Origin of the sequence: Kitasatospora sp. NPDC051914 (assembly GCF_040680995.1) — a bacterium.
Classification (GTDB): domain Bacteria; phylum Actinomycetota; class Actinomycetes; order Streptomycetales; family Streptomycetaceae; genus Kitasatospora.
In genome coordinates, this window is the sequence record NZ_JBFAXX010000011.1 from 107687 (window position 1) to 132383 (window position 24697).

Consider the following 24697-nt stretch of genomic DNA (forward strand, 5'->3'; position numbering starts at 1 on the left):
GGCGGGCCGTCGCGACGGCGGCCGGAAGGCGGGTCGGGAGCAGCGCCGGACGGATGCCGGTATCACCGGTGCCGGATGCACCGGCCGAGGCCGGCTGGTCGGACGCGGCGGACGCGGCGGACGCGGACGAGCTGGGGGTAGTGCGGAGAACGGGCAGGCACATGTCGGACTCCATGGGGTTTTCGGGTTCGGACACAGCTCGGGCGGAGACGGGCCCCTCCCGATGTGGTGAGTGATCAGATCCGCTGGGCGTACAGGGAGGCGAGGCCCATGACCACGGGCACCACCCCGATCAGGACGAATGCCGGGAGGAAGCACAGCCCGAGCGGGGCCGTCGCCAGGACGCCGGCCCGGCGCACCCTGGCGTGCGCGGCACGCGCGGCCGCCGCCCGCTGCGCCTGGGCCAGCCCGCTCAGTGCGGCGGCCGGCGGCGCCCCGCTCAGGCTGGTTCGGACGAGGCAGCGCGCCAGCGGGGCCAGCGCGGGGCTGTCCGCCCCGAGGCGTTCCCAGCAGAGCTCCGGCGGAGCGCCGAGGGAGAGCTGCGCGGCGGCCGCGCCGAGCCGGTCCCGCATCGGCGGGTCGATCCCGGCGGCCACCGCGGCGGCCGCCCGGCCGGGGGCGGACGACGATCCCAGACAGGCCGCCAGCAGTTCTGCGGCGAGCGGTAGTTGTCGCAGCAGGCGCTCCTCCTCGAGCGCGGCCCGCCGTTCGGCAGCGCCGGCCGGTCGCGGCAGCCACCGGTAGGCCGCGGCACCGACAAGCGCCCCGGCCACCAGCCCTGCTGAGCCGCCCATCACCGCCGCAGTGGCAAGGGCGACTGCCACTGGGCCGAGCCAGGCCCGGGCGGGCAGGCACCGCCGTGGGCGGCGCCGGGTCGGCCGGGGTACTCGCCGTCGGTGCGGCCCACGAGCGTGCGGGCCGGGCGACGGCCGGGCGTACGGCGACCGGGACCGGCCGGGCGGCGGTCGGTGCGGCAGGCACCGCTGCGTGCGCCGCCGTACCTCCCGCCGGGCGGTTGCGGCAGGCAGTGCCACGAGCAGGAGAGCAGCAACCGGCACTGCCGCCAGCACGGCGATCATGTCGCCACCTCCGACCGCGGGGTGCGGGCCGGATGCCGCGCCTCTGCGATCGGCTCCTCGCGGTCGCCCCGGCGGCGGCGCAGCCCGCAGGAATGCACCGGCACCGGCACCGGCACCGGCACCGGCGGACGGTGCTCGGGCCTGTCCTCGGCCGCCCGGACGATCCTCGCCGTCCACATCAGGCCGGCTGCCTCCAGCAGCCCGCCGACGGTGAAGCAGGCAAGCCCGGCGGGTGTGTGCAGCAGCATCGCCAGGGGATGCGCGCCGAGCGCGGCACCGAGCAGCAACCCGAAAGCCGGGAGAACGGCCAGCAGCGCAATGGTCGTCCGCGATCCGGCCAGCTCGCCGGCGACCTCCTCGGACAGGGCCCGCTCGGCCCGCAGGGCGTCGGCCAACTGGTCTAGTCCGACCACCAGTCCGGTGCCGCTGTCGCAGCTCACCTGCCAGCAGGCGGCGACGGCTGCTGCACCCCCACCGCCGGGTTGTTCGGCAACCAGGCGGAAGGCGGCCGGCACGTCGGCCCCGTAGCGGGCCGCCGCGAGCCGTGCGGCCGCCTCGGCGCCGAGGTCCCGGCGGAGCGCGCGGCTCCGGGCGACGACGGCCTGCAGGGCCTGCTCCGGTGTGGCTCCGCTGCGCAACTCGCCGACCAGGCCGGCACACAGTTCGATCACGGCGGCGGCGCGGCGACCGGCCTCGCCGGCCGTACGGCGCCGACGGCGCCACCGGCGCAGCGGGACGACTCCGGCCGCAGCGGCAAGGACGGGCACCACCGAATGGACCGACCGGCCGGCCGCGAGCCCGACGGGCAGCAGTGCCAGCTCGGGCACCAGAAGGCGCCGCAGTACGGTGTCCGGCCCTGCAGCGCGGCGTACCGCGGCAAGCGCGTTCCTGAGGACTGCGGCCGCATCTCCCCTCGGCGGGTGGCCGAGCACCCGGTGGACGCGGGTGGTGCCGCGCACTCGGTGGCAGCGGCCGAGCGCCAGGCCGGCCAGCAGGCCGCCGCACGCTGCTGCAGCCTGTACCTGCGGCCAGTTCATCGCGGCCTCCGCGAGGTGCGCTCCGGCGTGCGGTCCGCAGGACGTTCCGCAGCGCGCTCGGGGCGGTGCCCGGCTCTGGTCACGGCCGATTCCAGCAGCCACCAGGCCAGCCCTGCGACACCGCAGAGCGCCAGCATCCACAGCCCTTCCAACTGGCGGAGCGTCATTCCGGCCTCCCGGGGAGGGCCACGCCGCGCTCGGCGCAGGCGCGCTGCAGGCCGGCCCAGCCCGGGCCTGTGTCGCAGCGGCCGCCGGACCTGAACAGCACGGCGGGGCGGGTGATCGCCAGGCCACGCGGGTCACCCTCGACGGTGTGCAGTTCGGTGACCCGCCGCTGCCCGGTCGCGGGGTCGCGGGCGAGGTGGACGACCAGGTCGACGGCGGCACGCAGTTGGCTGTGGAGCGAGAGCCGGTCCAGCCCGGCGAGCGATCCGAGTGCTTCGAGGCGGGCCGGGACGTCGGCGGCCGCATTGGCGTGGACGGTGCCGAAGCCGCCGTCGTGGCCGGTGTTCAGGGCCGCCAGCAGGTCGACGACCTCGGCTCCGCGGACCTCCCCGACGACGAGCCGGTCGGGCCGCATGCGCAGCGCCTGTCGGACGAGGTCCCGCAGGGTCAGCTCGCCGAGCCCTTCCTGGTTCGGGGGTCGGCTCTGCAGGCGTACCACGTGGGCGTGGTCGGGCCGCAGCTCCGCCGAGTCCTCGGCGATGACGATGCGTTCCTCCGGCCCGACGAGGCCGAGCAGGGCTGCCAGCAGAGTGGTCTTTCCGGAGCCCGTGCCGCCGCTGATCAGCAGTGAGAGGCGGGCCCGCAGCACACCGCGGAGCAGGTCGGCGCCGGCCCCGCTGAGCGTTCCGCCGGCGGCGAGCTCGTCCAGGGTGAACGGGCGGGCGCGGCAGATCCGCAGCGAGATGTGGGTGCAGCCGCCGGCGGCGATGGGCGGCAGCACGGCGTGCAGTCGGGTGCCGTCCGGGAGGCGGGCGTCGACCCAGGGCATGGCGTCGTCGAGGCGGCGTCCGGCTGCCGTCGCCAGCCGGTGGGCCAGTCTCCGGACGGCTTCCCCGTCCGGGAAGCGGACCTCGGGAACCTGCCGGAGCCCGCTTCCGCAGTCGATCCACACCTCGTCAGGCCCGTTGACGAGGACGTCGGTGACATCGGGGCGGTCGAGGAGTTCGTGGAGCGGGCCCGCCCCGACGAGTTCCGCCTGGATGGCGCGCACCGTGTCGAGCACGTCGCCGCCGCCCAGGGTGGGGCGGTTGGCGCGCAGCGCGGCTGCCACCGATCCGGTGGTCGGCAGCGCGCCGGATTCGGCGAGGTGGAGGCGTACGGCGTCGACCAGGGCGCCGGGCCCGGCACCTCCGCCGTCGGCCGCGCCGTGTACGGCGGTACCGATGCCTCCGACGAGGGCACGGCGCCTGCCGTGGCCGCCGTGCCCGGACTCGGGTGCCGGTCGGACGGCGCCCCGGGCGCCGAATCGGAACCCGGCACCGATCGGGCGGCGGATCTCCCCGGGTTCGTTCCGGAGGGCGTCCGAGGGCCGCCGCCGCGGCAGACGGTCCGTCACAGTGCACCTCCGCCTGCGGCCGCCACCGGCGGCATGACCTCGTGCAGGAAGCCGCTGCAGAAGCGGGCCAGCGGCCCCCGCTCGCGCAGGCCGGGCGGCATGCCCCGTTCGACGTCGAGGCCGATGCCGGGCTCCGGCGGAAGCTCGCCGGCGAAGGCGAGCCGGAGATTCCCGGCGATCTCGGCGGCGGGGAGGCCCACCGGACCGGGGACACGGATCACCGCCCGCAGGTCGGCCAGCCGCATCCGGGCTGCTGCGGCCACCCGGTCGGCGGCCGCCAGGGCCCGCAGCTCGGCGGGCACCACGAGCAACCCGGTGTCGATCTGTTCGAGGGCCTGGGCCGCTGCGGGGTCGAGGTGCCGGGGCAGGTCGACGACGACCAGCCCGCCGCGGCGCCTGGCCGCGGCAAGAACGCTGCGCATGGCCTCGGGCGGGATGGTCAGGCAGTCGCTGCGGTCCCAGGAGAGCGCGCTGAGGCCCTGGAGCTCCGGCAGCGCCTTCGCCAGTTCGGCTCCGCTGACCCTGCCTCGGGAACCGGCCAGGTCGGGCCAGCGGAGCCCCTCGGCGGTCTCACCGCCGAGCAGGACGTCGAGCCCGCCGCCGAGCGGGTCCGCATCGACCAGCATGGTGCGGTGCCCGTTCCGTGCCGCGGTCACGGCGAGGGCGCAGGCGAGTGTCGAGGCGCCCGCGCCTCCCCTGCCGCCGAGCACCCCGACGGTGAGTGCGGGCGGCCCGACGCCCTCGGCCGCGTCGGCGATCCGGTCGAGCAGCCAGGCCTGGGCGTCCGGCAGGAACAGGACGTGCTCGGCGCCGAGCCGGACGGCCCGTACCCAGACGCTGCCGTCGTCGAGGTCCAGCCCGAGCAGGAGGACTCCGGAGCGCCGGGGGAGACCGTTGCACCGTTCGGCGAGGTCGTCGCCGACGAGGACGAGCGGTGCGCTCTCCCAGCGTGCGCGTGTCGGTTCCGTCCGGACGACGTGCGGCTCCGCCCCGGCGGCGGCGCAGATCCGGGTCAGGTGGTCGGCGAGGGCGTCGTCCGCGGTGACGATCAGCGGGCCGGCCGGCGCCGGGTGGTCCGTCGGGTGGGAATCGGTGGTGGGTGTCGACATGGCGGTCTCCCCCATGGGCGGTGCCCGGTGGTCCGGGCGGTGTCCGAGTGGTCCGAATCGGTGCGGCACACAGAACGCGGCACGCGTCGATTCACGGGCCCGCCGCCCCGCCCGGTCGGCCGGACGGTCGGTGGCCCGGGGACCACAGTGGCCGTCCGGAGGTGCTCCGCCGCTGCTCGGCCGATTCCCTGTGGAGAACTCGGGGCTGTGGATAACTTTCTTCACTCGCCCGGGGGGCAATACATCACGGAATTGACGCGTGAGAAGCACGAGCACGCCGGAAGGGGATCGCGATTTCCGATCAATCGATTACCCTGAGTGACAGAATGGCACTCGCGGTGCACGCGGGGAAGCCGGCCGGGAGCTGTGGTCACCGAGCCGTTCCGGACGGCCACCGGGCGTGTCAACTGGCCCTGGAAACGGGCCCGGACGTGCGACGACCCCCGCCGGGGGGGAGAGCGGGGGTCGTCTATCCACGGCCCGACTCGGGGGGGAGGAGCCGGACCGGGTTAGCACGGTCGCGAACGATCCGTGACTTCCATGGTGTACCCGAGCGGCCAGAAACACAAACCCGCGCGCCACCCAGTACGCCGAATGGCGGGGGGTTTTGCCGCGCCCTCTATCCTCGGTCCCGTGGACACCACCGAGAACGCCGACGCCGTCGACCGCGGTCCCGACTCCGCACGCGCCGCCACCCCGGGCGCAGCCCCGACCGGACCCGCCGAGCGGCCGAACGACCCGGCCGACGAGGCGGACCCGACGGCCGCCGAAGCCGAGGACGACGCCGGAGCCGAGGACGCCGACCGGCCCGCTCCACTTCGAGCGTACGGCGCGCCGCGCACTGCCGCGTTCTTCGACCTGGACAAGACGATCATCGCCAAGTCGAGCGCGCTGGCGTTCAGCCGGCCCTTCTACCAGGGCGGCCTGATCAACCGTCGGGCCGTGCTGAAGAGCGCCTACGCCCAGTTCGTCTTCCTGGTCGGCGGCGCGGACCACGACCAGATGGAGAAGATGCGCCAGTACCTCTCGGCGTTGACGCGCGGCTGGAACGTCCAGCAGGTCCGCGAGATCGTCTCGGAGACCCTGCACGAGCTGATCGACCCGATCATCTACGACGAGGCCGCATCACTGATCGAGCAGCACCACGCGGCCGGACGCGACGTGGTGATCGTCAGCAGCTCCGGCTCGGAGGTGGTCGAGCCGATCGGCCGGCTGCTCGGGGCCGACCATGTGATCGCGACGCGCCTCAAGGTCGAGAACGGCTGCTACACGGGCGAGATCGACTACTACGCCTACGCCGAGAACAAGGCTGCGGCGATCCGCGAACTCGCCGCGGAGCAGGGCTACGACCTCGCGGCCAGCTACGCGTACAGCGACTCCTCCACCGACCTCCCGCTCCTGGAGGCGGTCGGGCACCCCTCCGCGGTGAACCCGGACCGGGCGCTGCGCAAGGAGGCCGCGGCCCGCGAGTGGCCGGTGCTGGTGTTCAACCGACCGGTCGAACTCCACAGCCGGCTACCGGAGTTCTCCGCCCCCAGTCGGCCCGTCCTGCTCGCCGTGGCGCTCGGCACGGCCGCGATCACCGCGGGCCTGTTCTGGTACTCGGCGAAGCGGCGCCGACCTGCGGTCTGACCGCCTCCCGGACACCTGGCGCCATATCGGACAATCGGGAAAAAGTTCTTGTTTCGGGTTCCGCTTTGCAGCGATCCGCGATAGAAAGGACTTACGGCCCGCGAGACCCGGTCAGGACCCTAAGGGGTCGTTCCGACAACGCAGTTCAGGCCCACGGACCGCGCACAGATAGCTGGGCACCCACATGCAGCCGACCCGCTGACGGGCCGCCGCACCAGGTGAACGGGCCAGATCCCCACCTGATGGGCACTTCCGGTGCATGCTTGGTAACCCGGCACCTGTGCCAGCGGCGGCACCGAGCAGGATCAGGTGCCGCCGCATCTGTGCGCCCGCGTCCACGGCGCGCTCGCGTCCACGGCCGGCGGGCCGGTCAGACCATGCCGCGCTGCATCGCCTCGCAGACGGCGGTGCTCTCCCGTACGCCGAGCCGCAGCGCCTCACCGCAATGGCCGATCCAGCGGGCCATGCCCTCGCCGGTGCCGCTCAGGTATCCGCCCAGGGCATCCCGGTAGGCATCGGTGCCGAGTTCGGCGAGCCCGACCTCGGCGGGGCAGATCGCCTTCGGGTCCAGGCCCTCGGAGATCAGGACGATGCGCTGCGCGGCGCGCGCGATCACCCCGTTGTGGGACGCGAAGGGGCGCAGGGCGAGCAGCTCGCCGTGCACCACCGCCGCCACCACCAGCGCGGGCGTAGCGCTCTTGGCACCTTCGGCCCGGGCCACCAGCAGCTGCGCCAGCTGGTCGAGGCGCGCGGCCGCCTCGTCCGCACCCGGCGCGGGCGGCAGCTGTACACCCTCGGCCGGCTTCTCGTGCCCCTCCGAGGCGGCCAGGTCGATCGGGAAGAGCGGAGCGGCGTCCTCGCCGGTGCGGCGCGGCCGCCCGGCCGAAGGATCGGCGTCACCGACCGCCAGGAGGTGCAGCCTGGCCAGGACCTGCAGCGGCGAATGCCGCCAGATGCCGAGCAGCTGACCCGCGTCGGCCGAGATCCGGAGCGCGCCGCCGACGGTGCGCGCCTGCTCGTCACCGCCGAAGTCGGTGCGGCGCCGGATCTCCTCGAGGGACCAGTCCGCGCCGTCCAGGGCCGCGGAGGCCCGGGCGCCGCGGAGCGCCGCCTCGGAGGTCACCTCGGCGGCGCGCCGGCGCATCACGCGGTGGCCGTAGAGGCGGTCGACGGACTTGCGCACCTCGGCGACGGCCTCGGGCACCCCGGGCAGATAGGCCAGCGAGGCGAGGGGATCAGTTCCAGTGCTCACCCACCCGAGGGTAGTGACCCACCCTTCACCCCCCTCACAGCAACCCCGGCATCACCCGATCGAGGCAATCCGCAGTTCCCTCATGTGCCGCACGCCAAACCCCCGCTAGCATGACGACTATCGGTGACGATAACGATTTCCAACATCCTTCGGCGGCACCGACCGCCGCAGTGAGAGCCGGAGTCCCAGATGAAGATCGCCTTCGTCGGCAAGGGCGGCAGCGGCAAGACCACGCTGTCCGCGCTGTTCATCCGCCACCTGGCCGCCGCAGGCCGGCCCGTCATCGCCGTCGACGCCGACATCAACCAACACCTCGGCCCGGCACTGGGGCTGACGGACGAACAGGCATCCGCCCTGCCCGCCCTCGGCGCCCACCTGCCCGAGATCAAGGAGTACCTGCGGGGCGACAACCCGCTGATCCGCTCTGCCGACGAGATGATCAAAACCACTCCCCCCGGCCGGGGTTCGCGACTGCTGAGGATCGTCGAGGAGAACCCGGTGTACGCCGCGTGCGCCCGGCCGATCGCGCTCGACGAGGGCTCCGTCCGGCTCCTGGCGACCGGAGCCTTCACCGAGGAGGACCTCGGGGTCGCGTGCTACCACTCCAAGGTCGGCGCGGTCGAACTGCTGCTCAACCACCTGGTCGACGGCCGCGACGAGTACGTCGTCACCGACATGACCGCGGGTTCGGACTCCTTCGCCTCCGGCCTGTTCACCCGCTTCGACCTGACCTTCCTGGTGGCCGAGCCGACCCGCAAGGGCATCTCGGTCTACCGCCAGTACAAGGAGTACGCGCGGGACTTCGGCATCACCCTCCGGGTCGTCGGCAACAAGGTGCAGGGCGCGGACGACCTCGCCTTCCTCCGCCGGGAGGTCGGGGACGACCTGCTGACCGCCTTCGGGCACTCCGACTGGGTGCGGAAGCTGGAACAGGGGGCCGAGCCCGCGCTCAGCGCCCTGGAGCCGGCCAACCGGGCCGTCCTGCACGACCTCGAGGCCGAGGCCGACGCCTCCTTCGCGCTGCGCGACGCCGGGAAGTACACCGCACAGGCCGTCCACTTCCATCTCCGCAACGCGGAGAGCTGGGGCAACGCCAAGGTCGGCCACGACCTCGCGACCCAGGTCGACCACGGCTTCGCCCTCGGCCTCCGAAGCGCCGGTGCGGGCCTGGGTGCCGCCCGCGCCTGAGCCCTGCCGCCGGACCGCGCACCGCGGCCGCCGCATCGCCGGGAGGGCCGGCGGACACCCCCTTGACCTGGGTGTTCGCCGGCCCTTCCGGCGATCGGGTTCCCGGCCGGGGCCGCCTCCACCCGTAAAGGTGAATCCAACGCTCCGGCCTGTCGTTCGTATTCACGCTGTGCAAAGATCTCATTACTCTCGGTTTACCGAGTCTTGGCAAACCGGACTGATGGTCCTTGGGCCCCGCGGGACAGCCGCCGCGCCCACACCATCCCGCCAAACCGTCGCGATCAACGACAGCCGATCCGCTGACATGCACGACCGCCGGACCTGACTGCGTACGTTCCCCCGGAAAGACGGGACACCATGACCCTCGACATCTCCTCCGCACCCATCGCATCCGACACCACCGACCACGCGCCGCCGGCGTCCGGTCGGACGCTCCCGCCGAGGAAGCCGCGCGGCCCAGGCCGCACCGTTCTCCTCCACGACCTGCCGGCCTCGCTGGCCGTGTTCCTCATCGCGGTGCCGTTCTCGCTCGGCATCGCCCTCGCCACCGGCGCGCCGCTGACCGCGGGCCTCGTGGCAGCCGCCGCCGGCGGCCTGGTCGCCGGACTGCTCGGCGGCACCCCGCTCCAGGTGAGCGGCCCGTCCGCCGCCCTCACCGTCATCACCGCGGGCGTCGTGGCGCAGTACGGCTGGCGGATCGCCTGCGCCGTCACCGTCGCCGCGGGCCTGCTGCAACTACTGCTCGGCTCGCTGCGGGTCGCGCGGGCGGCGCTCGCCGTCTCACCCGCGATCGTGCACGGCATGCTCGCCGGTGTCGGCCTCACCATCGCCCTCGCCCAGCTCCACGTGGTCCTGGGCGGCTCCCCGCAGAGTTCGGCCCTGGCCAACCTGCTCGCGCTGCCGGGCCAGCTCGCGGGCCCGCACCTCCCGGCGCTGGCCGTCGGGGCACTCGCGGTCTCGGTGCTCTTCTGCTGGCCGCGCCTCGGCCGGCTGCCCGGCACCGCCGGCCGGGTCGGCGCACGGCTCTCCCGGCTGCCGTCGGCACTGGTCGCCGTCGCCGCCGGAACGCTCCTCTCCCTCGGGCTGGGCCTGCAGCTGGCCCGGGTCGAACTGCCCGGCTGGCAGCACCACGCGCTGGCGGCCGCGCCGACGGGCCGCCTGCTCGCCGACCACTGGCCGGCCCTGCTCGCCGTGGTCCTGACGGTCACCGCCGTGGCGAGTGTGGAGTCCCTGCTGTCCTCGGTCGCCGTCGACCGGATGACCCACACCACCAGCGACCTGGACCGCGAACTGCGCGGGCAGGGTCTCGCCAACCTCTTCTCCGGGGTGCTCGGCGGGCTGCCGGTGGCCGGCGGCGCGGTCCGCAGCACGGCCAACGTGCAAGCCGGCGCCGTCTCCCGCGGGTCCGCCGTCCTGCACGGCTGCTGGGTGGTGCTGGCCGCACTGGCCCTGGCCGGCGGCCTGCGCCGCATCCCCCTCGCCGCACTGGCCGCACTGGTCCTCGTGGTGGGCATCCAGATGGTCAGCTTCGCCCACATCCGGCGCGTCCACCGGCACCGGGAGTTCCCGGTCTACCTGGGTACCGTCCTCGGAGTGGTCGCCCTGGGCGTTCCGCTCGGAGTGGCACTCGGCGGCACGGTCGCCGCGCTCCTCGCCCTGTACCGGCTGACCCGCGCCCGTGTCGACGTGACCGCCGACCCCGATGGCACCCACCACGTGCGCACCCACGGGCCGCTCACCTTCGCCGCAGTGCCCCGGCTCAGCCGCACCCTCGCACAGATCCCGCCGGGCGCCGCGGTCACCGTCCACCACGACGGCTCGTTCCTCGACCACGCCGCCTACGAGGCGCTGCACACCTGGCGGGCCATGTACCAGGCCGCCGGCGGACGGGTCGCCATGGTCACCGAAGCGCGCAGCCAGGAGGCGGTCCTCGACCCGGACGGCACCGTCCACCCCGACCCGGGCGCCGGGTCCCAACAGTTCCGTGCCTGGACACCGTGGATGGGCCACCACAGCATCGAGCCGGACGGCGACGACGTGCACGGTCGCCTGCTCGATGGGGTTCGCGGCTTCCAGGAGCACACCGCACCACTGGTCCGGCAGGAGTTGGCACGGCTCGCGAGGGAGGGCCAGGCACCGTCACAGCTCTTCCTGACCTGCGCCGACTCCCGGATGGTCACCAGCATGATCACCAGCAGCGGCCCCGGAGACCTGTTCACCGTCCGGAACGTCGGCAACCTGGTGCCGGCCCCCTACGAGCCGGGGGCTGCCGACGACTCGGTGGCCGCGGCGGTGCAGTACGCCGTCGAGGTCCTGGAGGTCCGCTCCATCACGGTCTGCGGCCACTCCGGGTGCGGGGCGATGAAGGCCCTGCTGGACGGCATCCACGAGCAACCCGGGACACCGACGCCGCTCGCCCGCTGGCTGCGCAACGGCCGCGGCTCACTGGCCAGGTCGAAGCGCGCACCGGCCCGCTTCGGCGACCGCCCGGCCGCCGACCCGGTGGAGGAGCTCTGCATCACCAACGTGGTGCAGCAACTGGACCAACTGCTCGCCAATCCCGCCGTCGAACGCCGCGTCGCCGCAGGGACCCTGCGACTGGTCGGCATGTACTTCGACTTCGCCACCGCACAGGCCTACGTCCTGGACGGTCCGAGCGGCCGCTTCACCCCGGTGGGCGCCGAGGTGCACCGCGACCCGCTCCCGGAACGAACACCGGTGACGGCCTGACACCTCGGCCCGGGCCACCCGTGCCGCCGACGGAGGCGGCCCCGGGCCGCCCAGACCCCTCGGGCCGCCCGGGCAAGGCCGACCGCCGGAAGACCCAGGAGCACCAGGAGCCCGGGGAGCCCGGGGAGCCCGGCCGACCCGCCGTCAGGACCGCAGCAGACCTGCGAGGTCCGCCGGTGTCACGTACCCGGGCCACCGGCCGTCCGAGAACAGGTGGACCCCGGCGTCCAGATAGCACTGGTCGACGAGCTGGGAGCAGATCATGTGGCGGCTGCTGGCCACATAGTTCTTGATGAGCGGGCCGACCGGCAGACGGAAGCGGTGCGCCGCCAGCGCGAAGTAGTCGGCCACGCTGTACCCGACGCCTACGTATCCGCGGGCGGCCGCGACGATGGCCGCCCGCTGGGCGACCGTCAGGTCGTACCTGCCGGAGGACCAGAGCGCGGACCTCCTGTCGTACACGGAGAGGGGGCGCAGTTCGGCTCCGCCGGGCTGCGCCTCGACCAGCTCACCGCCGCCGACATGGACGAAGGCGTGCTCGTAGTCGGCGAATCCGTCGCCGTTGAGCCACTGGCCGACCCGGATGAGCCTGCCGACGTGGCCGTCCATCCGGACGACTGCGAAATCCCCGGGAAGGCGCGGCGCCGAGGGGTGGGACGAAGAGGAAGAGGGAGGTGTCTGCACGACTCGAACCTCCGTCGCACGAGATGCGCCGTTGGTCGGGCCTGCGGCTGCGCCGCAGGCCCGCCTGGTCAGTGGAGTACCGATGCGTCGGATCGTCAAGTACTCCTGCACCAGGAGTCCTCCGGTTCGCACGCGGCTGCCGGCACCGCGCGGAACCCCGCAGGACCTTGCCCGACGTACTACGGCGGCCCTGCCCAGTGGGTGTGCCCCACGCGGCGCAATTCCACCCATCTCTACACACTTCGCCCGCCTCAGACAGGTGTGCGGACGTCCGTGCACGCCCCTGCAGCCACCCCTCGCAGACACCTCGGGGCGGACGGGCGACGGCACGGCCACGGGAGTGCCGACCGGAAGTGCCGACCGGGAGCGGGCGCCGGCAACGGCCTCCGTCGGCCGGGCTCCGGCGATCGGAACCCGGGAAGCCGAGCAAAGGTCTACACCAATTCTCGGGAGGCTCTTGTCAACACACCCGTTCGCCTGGTGAGCTGTGTCATGGGACACACGGGACAATCCCACCGCATGGGATCACCCGGCAGATGAGACTCGATGAGGAGTGCGCGTTGAGCAACGAGAGCCTGGCCAATCTGCTCAAGGAGGAGCGCCGTTTCGCGCCGCCCGCAGGGCTCGCGGCGGCGGCCAACGTGACCGCGGACGCCTACCGGCAGGCCTCGCAGGACCGGCTCGCGTTCTGGGCCGAGCAGGCCCGCCGCCTCGACTGGGCCGTCGAGCCGACCGAGACCCTGGACTGGAGCAACGCCCCGTTCGCGAAGTGGTTCGCCGACGGCAGGCTGAACGTCGCCCACAACTGCGTCGACCGGCACGTGGAGGCCGGCCGCGGCGAGCGCGTCGCCATCCACTTCGAGGGCGAGGGCGGCGACACCCGCACCATCACCTACGCCCAGCTCAAGGACGAGGTCAGCCGGGCGGCGAACGCCCTCCTCGAGCTCGGCGTGGCCAAGGGCGACCGCGTCGCGATCTACCTGCCGATGATCCCCGAGGCCGTGGTCTCGATGCTGGCGTGCGCCCGGATCGGCGCCACCCACTCCGTCGTCTTCGGCGGCTTCTCCGCCGACGCCGTCGCCTCCCGCATCCAGGACGCCGACGCCAAGCTCGTCATCACCGCCGACGGCGGCCACCGCCGAGGCAAGCCGTCCGCCCTCAAGCCCGCCATCGACGAGGCCCTGACCCGCTGCCCGGGCGTCGAGCACGTCCTGGTGGTCCGCCGCACCGGCCAGGACACCGCCTTCACCGAGGGCCGCGACGTGTGGTGGCACGACGTCGTCGACCGCCAGTCCGCCGAGCACACCGCCGAGGCGCACGACGCCGAGCACCCGCTGTTCATCCTCTACACCTCCGGCACCACCGGTAAGCCCAAGGGCATCCTGCACACCACCGGCGGCTACCTCACCCAGGCCAGCTACACCCACCACGCCGTCTTCGACCTCAAGCCGGAGTCGGACGTGTACTGGTGCACCGCCGACATCGGCTGGGTCACCGGCCACTCGTACATCGTCTACGGGCCGCTCGCCAACGGCGCCACCCAGGTCATCTACGAGGGCACCCCGGACACCCCGCACCAGGGCCGTTTCTGGGAGATCGTGCAGAAGTACGGCGTCACCATCCTGTACACCGCGCCGACCGCGATCCGCACCTTCATGAAGTGGGGCGACGACATCCCCGCCAAGTTCGACCTGTCCAGCCTCCGGGTGCTGGGCAGCGTCGGCGAGCCGATCAACCCCGAGGCCTGGGTCTGGTACCGCGATCACATCGGCGGCGGCCGCTGCCCGATCGTGGACACCTGGTGGCAGACCGAGACCGGCGCCATCATGATCAGCCCGCTGCCGGGCGTCACCGAGACCAAGCCCGGCTCCGCGCAGCGCGCGCTGCCCGGCATCGCGGCGACCGTCGTGGACGACGAGGCCAACGAGGTCCCGGACGGCTCCGGCGGCTACCTGGTGCTCACCGAGCCGTGGCCGTCCATGCTCCGCACCGTGTGGGGCGACGACCAGCGCTACATCGACACCTACTGGTCCCGCTTCGAGGGCCGCTACTTCGCCGGCGACGGCGCGAAGAAGGACGAGGACGGCGACATCTGGCTGCTCGGCCGGGTCGACGACGTCATGCTCGTCTCCGGGCACAACATCTCCACCACCGAGGTCGAGTCCGCGCTGGTCTCGCACCCGGCGGTGGCCGAGTCCGCGGTCGTCGGCGCCGCCGACGCCACCACCGGGCAGGCCATCGTCGCGTTCGTCATCCTGCGCGGCACCGCCGAGGTCACGGACGCCCTGGTCGAGGACCTGCGCGGGCACGTCGGCCGCACCCTGGGCCCGATCGCCAAGCCCAAGCGCGTCCTGGTCGTCAACGAGCTCCCGAAGACCCGTTCCGGCAAGATCATGCGCCGCCTGCTCCGCGACGTCGCCGAGAACCGCGAGATCGGTGACGTCACCACCCTCGCCGACTCCTCGGTGATGAGCCTCATCCAGGCCCAGCTGCCCACCGCCTCCAGCGAGGACTGACCACCGGCAGGAACCCCGCCGGCAAGGCAGTCGGACAACGGCCGTCCGGCCGCCCCGAATTCCCGGGGCGGCCGGACGGCCGCGGCGTTGCACAACAGGGCCGGGCGCACCGCACAAGCGTCGGACGTCCCGAACAGCGCCGGACGCTCCCGATCAGCCGTCCCGCAACAAGGACGGACCTCCGTTCACGCATCCGGTCGCAGACCGTCCGGGGGAGCCCTCGTGCAGACCGTCCGGGGGAGCCCTCGTGCAGACCGTCCGGGGGAGCCCTCGCCGACACGGCGGCAAGTGCCGGTCGCGTCGCGCCGGTCGCGAAAGCCGCGCACGTAGACTGCGCCCGACCCGTGCACCGCCCCCGCGCGGGGGCGGCCGGCCCCTCCCCCCGAACCGACGACCAACCGGACGAGGAACCGGACGGGAACCGCACAGCAACCGGACGAGGAAGCAGCAACCGCGCGCCCCGTAGGATGCAGGGGCACAACGCAACTCCGAGGCGCGCCGGGAAGTCTGGTCGGCACTGCACACCGGTGTCCCCGCACGGGAGACCGTCCGACCCGCCCCAGGAGGTCCCGCCGTGGCCAGGCCGTCCGCATCCGACCAGCCGCCCGTGCCCGCGCAGCGCCGTGTCTTCCTCGGCCTGCTGCCGCTGCCCGAGCGCCGGATCATCCTGGACGCCCTGCGCACCGAGACCGTCGGCGGTGTCCTGCTCCTGGTCGCCGCGATCGCGGCGCTCGTCTGGGCCAATGTCTGGCCGGGCTCGTACGAGGAGGTCACCGAGTACACCCTCGGCCCGTCGAAGCCGCTGCACCTGGACCTCACCGTCGAGGAGTGGGCCGCGGACGGCCTGCTGGCCGTCTTCTTCTTCGTCGCGGGGATCGAGCTCAAGCGGGAGTTCACGGCGGGCGAGCTGCGCTCGCCGAGCGCAGCGGCGCTGCCGGTGGCGGCGGCGGTGAGCGGTGTCGTGCTGCCGGCGGTCCTCTTCACCGCCGCCAACCTCGGGCCGGGCGGCCACGCCGACGGCTGGGCGATCCCGACCGCCACCGACATCGCCTTCGCACTGGGCGTGCTGGCCGTGGTGGGCAGTCAGCTCCCTTCGGCGCTGCGCGCCTTCCTGCTGACACTGGCCGTGGTCGACGACCTGATCGCGATCCTGATCATCGCGGTCTTCTACACCTCCGGCATCAAGTTCTGGGCGCTGGGGCTGTCCCTGGCCGGCCTGGTGCTGTTCTGGTTCCTGCACCGCCGGGACGTCCACGGCTGGTACCTGTACGTGCCGCTGGCGCTGGTGATCTGGGCGCTGATGCACGAGAGCGGTGTGCACGCCACGGTGGCGGGCGTGGCGATGGGGCTGCTGCTGCGCTGCCACACCCGGCCGGGCGAGGAGCACTCCCCCGGCGAGCACATCGAGCACCAGGTGCGGCCGCTGTCGGCCGGTTTCGCGGTGCCGCTGTTCGCCCTGTTCGCGGCCGGGGTGACGATCTCCGGGAAGGCGCTCGGTGAGGTGTTCTCGCAGGCCACCCCGCTCGGTGTGGTGCTCGGCCTGGTGGTCGGCAAGACGGTCGGGGTGTTCGGCGGGACGTGGCTGGCGGCGCGCTACACCCGGGCCGAGCTCAATCCGCAGCTCGGCTGGGGCGACGTCTTCGCGCTGTCCACCCTGGCCGGCATCGGCTTCACGGTGTCCCTGCTGATCAGCGAGCTGGCCTTCCCGGACGACCACCTGCTGGCGGAGAAGTCCAAGGCCGCGGTGCTGACCGCTTCGGTGCTGTGCGCGGTGTTCGCCACCGTCCTGCTGAAGCTGCGGACCCGGCACTACCGCCTGCTGTACGAGGAGGAGAACGCGGACTCCGACCAGGACGGCATTCCGGACGTGTACGGGCGCCCGAACTGACGCGCTGTCTCCTGACACGCCGCCGGGGAGGGGGCCGGAGTGGTGTGCGGGCATGCGGGGGAGGCATGATGCTGAGCTGTCGACCGAGTGCAGCCGCCGCGAAGGAGAACCGCCGATGTCCGCAGGAACCGCAGGCCGGGCCCCGTACGAGGGCGAGCGTTCCATCGGCGAGCTGTTCGCGGCGGCGACCACCGACCTCTCCGCCCTGGTGCACGACGAGATCGCGCTGGCCAAGGCGGAGATCCGGGCCGACGTCAAGCGCGGGGTCGCCGGCGGCGCCTCCTTCTCGGTCGCCGGCGTGGTGGCGCTCGCGTCCGTCCCCATGCTCAGCTTCGCCGCGGCCTACGGCCTGCAGGCGCTCGGGCTGACCCTGGGCTGGTCGTTCCTGATCGTGGGCGGCGCCTACCTGCTGCTGGCCGGCCTGCTCGGCCTGCTGGCGATGCGCTCGTTCAAGAAGATCGAGAAGCCGCACCGGACGATCGAGGGCGCCCAGGCAACCGCCGAGGTGCTGAAGAACGCCCGCCCGCGGCCGGCCACCAAGGAGGAGATCGACCGGGCGCTCGGCCGGATCTCCTGACGAGCCGGCGTCCGCCGACCCCTTCAGCGGCCGCCCGTACCGGATCGTTGCGAAGCGGCGCGAGTGCCGGAGACGTGTTCGTAGCACGGGTATGACAGGCTCTCGGTATGCCGCTGGACCAGAAGCCCGTACCCGCGAAGCCCGCCGAACCCCGGCCCGGGACGCCCCGGCCCGCCGCGGGCCGCTCCGCGTCCTCCCCCGGCGGACGCCAGGACGGCGCCGCCGGAGCCGCCTGGAGCGTCCGCGCACCCGGGCCCTGGACGCACCGCGACCTCGCCGCCAACGGGGCCCGCTTCCACATCGCGGAAGCCGGCGAGGGCCCGCTGGTGCTGCTGGTGCACGGCTGGCCCGAGTACTGGTGGGCCTGGCGCCACCAGATGGCCGCCCTCGCCGAGGCCGGGTACCGGGCCGTCGCCCTGGACCTGCGCGGCATCGGCGGCAGCGACCGAACCCCGCGCGGCTACGACCCGGGCAACCTCGCGCTCGACATCACCGGCGTGATCCGGTCGCTCGGCGAGCGCCGCGCCCACCTGGTGGGGCACGCCACCGGCGGCTCACTGGCCTGGGTGGCGGCCGTGATGCGGCCCTCGGTGATCCGCAGCCTGACCGTCGTCTCGGCGGCCCATCCCCGGCACCTGCGCCGGGCACTGCTCACCGACCGGCGGCAGATCGCCGCCTTCGAGCACGTGCTGGGCTTCCAGCGGCCGTGGATCCCCGAGCGGCAGCTGGTCGCGGACGACGCCGCGCTGGTCGCCGACTACCTCCGCGCCTGGACGGGGCAGAACGGCATCGAGCCGGAGGCCGTCGAGGCGTACCGGAAGGCCATCCAGATCCCGTCCACGGCGCACTGCTCGATCGAGCCGTACCGGTGGCTGCTGCGGTCGATGGCCCGCCCGGACGGCATCCAGTTCGCGCGCCGGATGAAGAAGCCCGTCACCGCGCCGACGCTGCACGTCCAGGGCGCCGCGGACCCGGTGCTGCTGGCGCAGACCGCGCTGGGCGCGGGCGAGTACGTGGAGGCTCCGTACCGGTGGCGGCTGCTGCCCGGGGTCGGTCATTTCCCGCACGAGGAGACCCCGGAGCAGGTCTCGGAAGAGCTGCTCGCATGGGTCCGTCAGCACACCGACTGAATCTGACCATCACTCATATGACAATCGCATAGGCCAGATGGGAAGTCCGGAGGCGGTTACTCCTCTCGGCCCAGGGGCATCCATCCGGTATGACCTGGATGCCCGATCGCGATGCCGCACCGCGCCGACGCCGCCGCGGGAGCAGCACCTCGCAGAGCCAGTCCCACGAGTCCGAGTGGTCCTACGGGGCCTCGCCCGGACGGCCGGACGGCACAGGGACGCACCGGCTCGGCATCCCCCGCATCCTGGGCCGCCGGGCCCGCTGGGTGGGCGCCCGGCTCCGCCGGGAGGGCTGACCGGGCCCGCGCACGGGGCCGGCGGCCGCAAGCGCCGACGGGCCCGTCGAACGGCGTCTCCGGAAGGACGGCACCTCCGGGAGAGGCTCAGAGCGCGCAGCCCTCGGTGTCCACCCTGGCGGTGGCGCTCGCGCCCTCGGCCGCGTCCTGGCGCACCTCGGCCGCCGTCAGCACGTAACCGGTGTCGGCGCTGTCCAGCGACTTGGCGAAGACCACGCCGTAGACCTCGCCGTTCGGGGTGAGCAGCGGGCCGCCGCTGTTGCCCTGGCGCACCAGCGAGCGGACGGAGTACACGTCGCGGACGACCTGGCCGCGGTGGTAGATGTCCGGGCCGTTGGCCTGGATGCGGCCGCGGATGCGGGCGGGCTGGACGTTGAAGGCGCCGTTCTCCGGGAAGCCGGCGACGATCGCGCTGTCGTTGGTGCGCGCGTCCCCGGCGAAGGGCAGGGCCGGGGCGTTCAGCTTCGGTACGTCCAGGACGGCGATGTCGCGCTGCCAGTCGTAGCGCACCACGGTCGCGTCGTAGACCCTGCCGGTGCCGCCGATCTGCACGGTGGGCTCGTCGACGCCGCCGACCACGTGGGCGTTGGTCATCACCCGGTGCGGGGCGAAGACGAAGCCGCTGCCCTCCAGGGTCTTGCCGCAGGACGGCGCGGTGCCGACCACCTTGACCAGGCTCTGCTGGGCCCGCCGCACCGCGTCGCTGCCGGCCAGGGCCGGGTCCGGCGCCTCGACCTCGGTGATCGGCTCGTGCTCGAAGGGGTTGAAGACCTGCGGGAAGCCGTTGCGGGCCAGTTCCTTGCTGAAGTCCGAGAACCAGTTCGGTGCGTCGGCCGGCAGCACGTCCTGGACGGTGGAGAGCACCTTCGAGGTGCGGACCTGCTTGGAGACCGTGGGCAGTGAGGTGCCGGCCAGCGCCGAGCCGATCAGCCAGGCCACCAGCAGCATCGAGATCACGTTGACCACCGAGCCGCCGATCGCGTCCAGGGTCTTGGCCCGGCGGCGGCCGATCCTGCCGCGCAGCTTCCAGCCGTAGTGCGTGGTGATCGCCTGGCCGACCGCCGCGAGGACGATCACCACCACGACCGCGACCACCGACGCCGTGGTGCCCGGGCCCAGCCGGCGCAGCAGCAGCGGCAGCAGCTGGACCGCGATCAGGCCGCCGCCGAGGAACCCGAGGACGGACAGCACGCCCACCACGAAGCCCTGACGGTAGCCGGTCACGGCGAAGCCCGCCGCGGCGGCGATCAGCAGCAGATCCAGGACATTCACCCAGATACCCTCCCATGGACGGAGCCCGGACCCGCACGGGCCACCGGCCCGGCGCCATCAGCGGGGTGCGGGCGAGCCCCGGTCGCGCTGCCGGTCGGGGGCGGTGAGCTGCAGGGCCTCCTCGGAGAGGGCCAGGGTGCGGCTCCTGTCCCAGGGCTGCTCCAGGCCGCTGTAGTGCAGCACCCGGTCGATGACCCCGGCCGTGAAGCCCCACACCAGCCGGTCGGCCACCTCGAACGCCGGGCCGGTGTAGCCGGAGGGGTGCCGCAGCCGGGCCCGGTTCGCCGGGTCGGTGAGGTCCGCGATCGGCACCCGGAAGACCGCGCCGGTCTCGGCCGGGTCCACCGGCCCCACCGGGCTCTCCCGGCGCCACCAGCCCAGCACCGTGGTCACCACGAAACCGGAGACCGGGATGTACAGCGCGGGGAGGGTCGCGAAGACCTGGACGCCCGCCGGATCGAGGCCGGTCTCCTCCTCGGCCTCCCGCAGGGCCGCGGCGACCGGCCCGGGCCCGGCCGGGTCGCCGTCCTCCGGGTCGAGCGCGCCGCCCGGGAAGGACGGCTGGCCGGCGTGCGCCCGCAGCGAGCGGGCCCGCTCGATCAGCAGCAGATCGGGGCCGGCCGCGCCCTCGCCGAACAGCATCAGCACCGCGGACGGCCGACCGCCCTCGGTCGGCGGGAGGAAGCGGCTGAGCTGCTCGGGCAGTACCGATTCGGCGGCTGCCCGCACCGGCAGCAGCCACTCGGGCAGTCCGTCCCGTTCGATCGCGGCCGTCATCCGGCGACCGCCATGTCCGCGACCTCGCCGTCGTGCGCGTCGGCCTCGGCGCGGGCCGCCGCCTCGCCCGGGAAGTCCGCGGGCGGGCGCAGCCGCTGGCCGGGCTTTCCGGCCAGTTCGTACTTGAGCAGCTTCGCGGCCTTCTCCGGGTCGGTCTCGCCGGCGCCGTAGGCGGGGCAGAGCGAGGCGACCGGGCAGGCGCCGCAGGCAGGCTTCTGGGAGTGGCAGACGCGGCGGCCGTGGAAGACCACGCGGTGGGAGAGCATCGTCCACTCGGAGCGGGGGAAGATCCCGGCGACGGCCGCCTCGACCTTCTCCGGGTCCTCCTCCTGCGTCCAGGCGAAGCGGCGGGCGAGCCGGCCGAAGTGGGTGTCGACGGTGATCCCCGGGACACCGAAGGCGTTGCCGAGGACGACGTTGGCGGTCTTCCGGCCGACGCCGGGCAGGGTGACGAGGTCGGCGAGGCGGCCGGGCACCTCGCCGCCGAAGTCGTCGCGCAGTGCGGCGGAGAGGCCGAGCAGGGACTTCGCCTTGTTGCGGAAGAAGCCGGTCGGCCGGATGATCTCCTCCAGCTCCTCGGGGACGGCGGCCGCCATGTCCTCCGGCGTCGGGTACTTCGCGAAGAGCGCCGGGGTGGTCTGGTTGACCCGCAGGTCGGTGGTCTGGGCCGACAGCACGGTCGCCACCAGCAGCTGGAAGGGGTTGTCGAAGTCCAGCTCCGGGTGCGCGTACGGGTACAGCTCCGCGAGCGCCCGGTTGATCCTCCGTGCCCGCCGCACCATCGCCAGGTGGGACTCCGGCTTCTTCGGCCGCGCCGCCCTGGGCCTGACCGTCCGGACCTTGCTCTCTGCCATGCAGGAAGGCTACGCCCCGCGACCGGTCGTGCGGGACCGATTGGCCCGCCGCCGCCACCGGCCGCCGCCGCGGTGTGCGGGCGGCCGCCGAAATCGGGTGACAGGCCATCAGTCCGAGTACTTATGCCTAGTTCTGCATTGCTATGCACTCTGGGGAGAGGGACGGCCATGGCGGTCGCAGGGCCTCGGGGGTACCGCTCGTACACCGCGAACACGGGGCTGAAGGACTCGGCGGACGACTTCGCGCTGGTGGTGTCCGAGGTGCCGGCGGTGTCGGCGGCGGTCTTCACCCGGTCGCACCTCGCCGGGCCGAGGTCGTCGTCCGGATCGACCTCGGCATCGCCGACGGGGAGTTCACGGTGTACGGCTGCGACCTGACCGAGGGCTACGTCCGGCTCAACGCCGGATGCACCACCTGACGCCGGGGCAGCAGCCGGGCCGTCGGTACGGCCGGTATCAGCACTGCCAGAGGAAGGCGCCGCTGCCGCAGGGCTCGCAGGCGAAGGCGTAGGCGCAGCCGCTGCCGAAGTTCATCGCCGTGAGGGAATCCGGGCCCTCCTCCAGCTGGGCGACGAACGCCATCTCCTGCTCGCAGGACGGACAGTCGGGCGTCTGCTCGTACTGGAGCCATTCGGGCTCTCCGCCGAGCCGTCCCAGCGGGGCGGCGGAGTGCGGTGCCAGTCGGGCCCGGGCGTGGTCCCCGCCGGGAGCCGCCCGGTAAGCGACGGCGCGCACCGCACCGAGCAGGCGCGGGTCCCCGTCGTGGTCCGCCGGGAGGTCGGGCAGCGGCAGCGGGCGGACGCCGTCGGCGGGCAGGACCAGCGCCCGATTGCCGCCCGCGTCGGCGCTCCACTCCTGGCAACCGCCGGGGTCGTTCTGGCACATGAACAGCGCGAGCAGGCCCCGGCCCTCCGCGGCCCCGGCGCCGGCCTGCCGGCCGAGGTCGTCGAGCAGGATCTGGGCGAGGAACTGCATCGGCCCGCCGCAGGTCGCGCAGTGCGGCCAGTCCGTCCCGGCCGGGGCCAGCGGCACGCCGCCGGTACGGGTGAGCAGGGCGTCGGGCGCCATCGGGCCGGCGTCGGTCATCAGGATCGTCACGGCTGGCCACGATAGGGCGGGCCACCGACGCCGGCGGTGTCAGCCGGCCGCCGGAACGGCCCCGAGGTCCTTGCAGAGAGCGGTCGGGAAGGCGGGCTCGACGCGCTGCACGGCCGTGCAGCCCGCGCCACCCGCCGAGGTGACCGCCGTCCACCCGGAGGCTGACGCCCGGTAGAACCAGCGGGTGGTACGGGCGTGGCTGTCGCAGCCGGGGCCGGGGTCGCCGCGGGCCGGTCGGCGCCGAGAGGTCGAGGACGAGCCAGTGCCCGTCGCAGCCGCGCACCGTCCAGCCGGTGTGCTGCGGCGAGTCGGCGCCGGTCAGCGCCTGCCGGTACGAATCGGCGGTGCAGCCGGTCGGGGCCGGGCTGCAGCCGAGTTCCCCGCACCGGCGGAGGGCCGGCGGGGTGGCGCCCGCGGCGGTGAAGGAGTGAGTGCCGCCGACCAGGACGGTGCGGTCGCCGACCGGTGCGGGCAGCGGCACCTCGACGGTGGCGGCCTCCGAGCTCGTGCAGCCGGAACTCCGGTCCATGGAGCAGGACTCGAAGGTGATCCGGACATCCACCGCACCGGGGCGGGAGCCCGTCACCTCGCCGGTGAGTCCGCGGGTGCAGTTCTCGGCACCGGACGGGACCTTCACATCGACGACCAGGAAACGGCCGTCGGGCGTGGTGCGGACGGCGTCGACGGCGGAGACCCCCATCACCGTCCACGGGATCTCCGCGGCATCCGGCCGGGTGCCCTGCCCGGTGACGGTGCTGCCGCACCGGCGAGCACAGCGGCCAGCAGCATGGCGAGTAAGGCGGCGAGCAGCGTACGGAGCCCGTTCTTCGGCAGGGCTGCGGGCTGTGCGGCACGCGCGGGCGTCATCGGTCCCCCCGGTTCGATCGTCCGCCGACCACCCTGTCGGCGGCGCGTCAGAGGGGTTCGCCGCAGCGCGCGTTCCATCGACCGGCCCGGCCGCTGAGGTGGGTGGCGGTGAGCGGGCGGACGTCGAGGCGCCGGAAGGCGGCGGCAGGGGCGCCGAGGGCGTGCAGCACGGCGGCGCGGACAGTGTCCGGTTCGACGACGGCGATCAGCGAGGCCGGCTCCTCGGGGAGGCCGTCCAGCCATGCGGCGACCCGGTCGAGCAGCGCCTGCAGCGGCTCGCCGCCGTGCGGGGCGGCCGCCGGGTCGGCGAGCCAGCGGGCGAGGGCCTCCGGCTCGGCCGCGGCGACCTCGTCCAGGGTGCGGCCCCGCCAGCGGCCCACGGCGCAACCGGCCAGGGCGGGTTCGTCGGCGGGCGCAGGCAGGCCGAGCACCTCGGCGGTCTGCCGGCAGCGCGGGGACGGGGAGACCAGCACCCGGCCGGTCGGGCGGAGGGTCCCGGCGGCGCGGGCGGCGGCGCGCAGCCCGTGGTCGTCGAGCGGTGAGCCGTCGTCGAAGCGGGAGGCGCGGGCGGCCTCGCTCATGGCCGCTGAGATCAATGTCACGCGCATGACCACGTCCTCCCCCAACTCCGTCTGCCGGTAGGCGAATCGCCGCCGGTGAGGGGCACGGCCGGGTGCTGCGGCGTGCCGTTGGTGGTGAATGCGCCGTCCGCACGCCCTTGGCGGGCCCTGTCCTTGACGGTACCTTCTTGCCGATGTGCGACGGCACGACGGAAGCCCGGTGGAACTCCGGCACGGTCGCGCCACTGTGTGCCGACGGGTCGCCCCCTGCGGGAGGCGGGCTGTCGGTGAGTCAGACCCACTGCCGTCGACTGTGCACCATCTAGCGGGACGCGAGTTCCCGAGGAGGTCCTGCCATGGCCCAGTCCGCCGCTCCTGCGGTCGTCTCCCCCGTCGGCCAGTCCGCCGCACCGCTCTCCGTCAAGGCGATCCTGCCCTGGGCGGTGTTCTTCGGCATCCTGATGATGACCCTCGTCTACTTCGTCGGCGCCGAGCAGGGCGCCGTCTCCCTCATCGCCGGCGAGGACGTGCACGAGTGGGTGCACGACGGTCGCCACCTGCTCGGCTTCCCCTGCCACTGACGGGACGGG

The 24697-nt window shown here is 73.7% G+C and carries 20 protein-coding genes and 1 riboswitch; of the genes, 9 read left to right on the forward strand and 11 right to left on the reverse strand.

All coding sequences use genetic code 11. The features are described 5' to 3' along the window. Positions 1 to 236: 236 nt before the first annotated feature. The 4 genes from AB0M03_RS10165 to ssd form a co-directional block, all read right to left on the reverse strand. Positions 237 to 824 (reverse strand): type II secretion system F family protein, encoded by a 588-nt coding sequence (locus AB0M03_RS10165; protein WP_363490480.1) that lies wholly within the window; start codon positions 822 to 824, stop codon positions 237 to 239. 251 nt (positions 825 to 1075) lie between these two features. Beyond that, positions 1076 to 2116, reverse strand: coding sequence for a type II secretion system F family protein (locus AB0M03_RS10170; protein ID WP_363490482.1), 1041 nt, complete (start codon positions 2114 to 2116; stop codon positions 1076 to 1078). 163 nt (positions 2117 to 2279) lie between these two features. Continuing rightward, entirely contained in the window at positions 2280 to 3506 is a 1227-nt protein-coding gene (locus AB0M03_RS10175; protein WP_363490560.1) for a TadA family conjugal transfer-associated ATPase, read from the reverse strand. A gap of 167 nt (positions 3507 to 3673) precedes the next feature. Continuing rightward, positions 3674 to 4786, reverse strand: a complete 1113-nt coding sequence (gene ssd, locus AB0M03_RS10180) for a septum site-determining protein Ssd (RefSeq protein ID WP_363490484.1) — start codon at positions 4784 to 4786, stop codon at positions 3674 to 3676. 633 nt (positions 4787 to 5419) lie between these two features. On the opposite strand from ssd, the gene AB0M03_RS10185 reads away from it, so the two are divergent. Continuing rightward, positions 5420 to 6418 (forward strand): HAD-IB family hydrolase, encoded by a 999-nt coding sequence (locus AB0M03_RS10185; protein ID WP_363490486.1) that lies wholly within the window; start codon positions 5420 to 5422, stop codon positions 6416 to 6418. Positions 6419 to 6788: 370 nt separating this feature from the next. On the opposite strand, the gene AB0M03_RS10190 is transcribed toward AB0M03_RS10185, so the two are convergent. After that, the gene (locus AB0M03_RS10190) at positions 6789 to 7670 is read right to left on the reverse strand and encodes an oxidoreductase (protein ID WP_363490488.1); all 882 of its coding nucleotides are present in this window, start codon (positions 7668 to 7670) and stop codon (positions 6789 to 6791) included. Between the two features lie 189 nt (positions 7671 to 7859). Here AB0M03_RS10190 and AB0M03_RS10195 point away from each other — a divergent pair, with 189 nt between their 5' ends. Together AB0M03_RS10195 and AB0M03_RS10200 are read left to right on the forward strand one after the other, a co-directional pair. After that, entirely contained in the window at positions 7860 to 8858 is a 999-nt protein-coding gene (locus AB0M03_RS10195) for an ATP-binding protein (RefSeq protein WP_363490490.1), read from the forward strand. A 357-nt stretch (positions 8859 to 9215) separates the two neighbouring features. Then, the gene (locus AB0M03_RS10200) at positions 9216 to 11588 is read left to right on the forward strand and encodes a SulP family inorganic anion transporter (protein ID WP_363490492.1); all 2373 of its coding nucleotides are present in this window, start codon (positions 9216 to 9218) and stop codon (positions 11586 to 11588) included. Positions 11589 to 11732: 144 nt separating this feature from the next. Here the strand turns inward: AB0M03_RS10200 and AB0M03_RS10205 are convergent, their stop codons facing one another. Continuing rightward, positions 11733 to 12197 carry a hypothetical protein gene (locus AB0M03_RS10205; protein ID WP_363490494.1) on the reverse strand — a complete coding sequence of 155 codons (465 nt, stop codon included), beginning with the start codon at positions 12195 to 12197 and terminating at the stop codon, positions 11733 to 11735. A gap of 635 nt (positions 12198 to 12832) precedes the next feature. Between AB0M03_RS10205 and acs the strand changes: the two genes are divergently transcribed. The 5 genes from acs (at position 12833) to AB0M03_RS10230 (ending at position 18679) form a co-directional block, all read left to right on the forward strand. Further along, positions 12833 to 14788, forward strand: a complete 1956-nt coding sequence (gene acs / locus AB0M03_RS10210; RefSeq protein ID WP_363490496.1) for an acetate--CoA ligase — start codon at positions 12833 to 12835, stop codon at positions 14786 to 14788. Positions 14789 to 15362: 574 nt separating this feature from the next. Further along, positions 15363 to 16676 carry a Na+/H+ antiporter NhaA gene (gene nhaA / locus AB0M03_RS10215; RefSeq protein WP_363490498.1) on the forward strand — a complete coding sequence of 438 codons (1314 nt, stop codon included), beginning with the start codon at positions 15363 to 15365 and terminating at the stop codon, positions 16674 to 16676. A 115-nt stretch (positions 16677 to 16791) separates the two neighbouring features. After that, the gene (locus AB0M03_RS10220; RefSeq protein WP_363490500.1) at positions 16792 to 17253 is read left to right on the forward strand and encodes a phage holin family protein; all 462 of its coding nucleotides are present in this window, start codon (positions 16792 to 16794) and stop codon (positions 17251 to 17253) included. Between the two features lie 107 nt (positions 17254 to 17360). Continuing rightward, positions 17361 to 18383: an alpha/beta hydrolase gene (locus AB0M03_RS10225; RefSeq protein WP_363490502.1), complete on the forward strand. Its 1023-nt coding sequence runs from the start codon at positions 17361 to 17363 to the stop codon at positions 18381 to 18383. Between the two features lie 89 nt (positions 18384 to 18472). Beyond that, entirely contained in the window at positions 18473 to 18679 is a 207-nt protein-coding gene (locus AB0M03_RS10230) for a hypothetical protein (protein ID WP_363490504.1), read from the forward strand. Between the two features lie 87 nt (positions 18680 to 18766). Here the strand turns inward: AB0M03_RS10230 and AB0M03_RS10235 are convergent, their stop codons facing one another. From AB0M03_RS10235 to AB0M03_RS10255, 5 genes are all read right to left on the reverse strand, one after another. Further along, positions 18767 to 19951, reverse strand: coding sequence for a MarP family serine protease (locus AB0M03_RS10235; protein ID WP_363490506.1), 1185 nt, complete (start codon positions 19949 to 19951; stop codon positions 18767 to 18769). A gap of 57 nt (positions 19952 to 20008) precedes the next feature. Next, entirely contained in the window at positions 20009 to 20728 is a 720-nt protein-coding gene (locus AB0M03_RS10240; protein WP_363490508.1) for a CoA pyrophosphatase, read from the reverse strand. Beyond that, complete coding sequence (gene nth / locus AB0M03_RS10245) at positions 20725 to 21582, reverse strand: endonuclease III (protein WP_363490510.1); 858 nt, start codon at positions 21580 to 21582, stop codon at positions 20725 to 20727. Before nth ends, AB0M03_RS10240 begins: the two co-directional genes overlap by 4 nt. A gap of 456 nt (positions 21583 to 22038) precedes the next feature. Continuing rightward, on the reverse strand, positions 22039 to 22680 hold the full coding sequence (locus AB0M03_RS10250) for a DUF1963 domain-containing protein (RefSeq protein ID WP_363490512.1): 642 nt from the start codon (positions 22678 to 22680) through the stop codon (positions 22039 to 22041). A 914-nt stretch (positions 22681 to 23594) separates the two neighbouring features. Continuing rightward, positions 23595 to 24155, reverse strand: coding sequence for a histidine phosphatase family protein (locus AB0M03_RS10255; protein WP_363490514.1), 561 nt, complete (start codon positions 24153 to 24155; stop codon positions 23595 to 23597). 113 nt (positions 24156 to 24268) lie between these two features. Continuing rightward, positions 24269 to 24431: riboswitch (cobalamin riboswitch) on the forward strand. Positions 24432 to 24463: 32 nt separating this feature from the next. On the opposite strand from AB0M03_RS10255, the gene AB0M03_RS10260 reads away from it, so the two are divergent. Beyond that, entirely contained in the window at positions 24464 to 24688 is a 225-nt protein-coding gene (locus AB0M03_RS10260; RefSeq protein ID WP_363490516.1) for a CbtB-domain containing protein, read from the forward strand. The last annotated feature ends 9 nt before the right edge of the window (positions 24689 to 24697 follow it).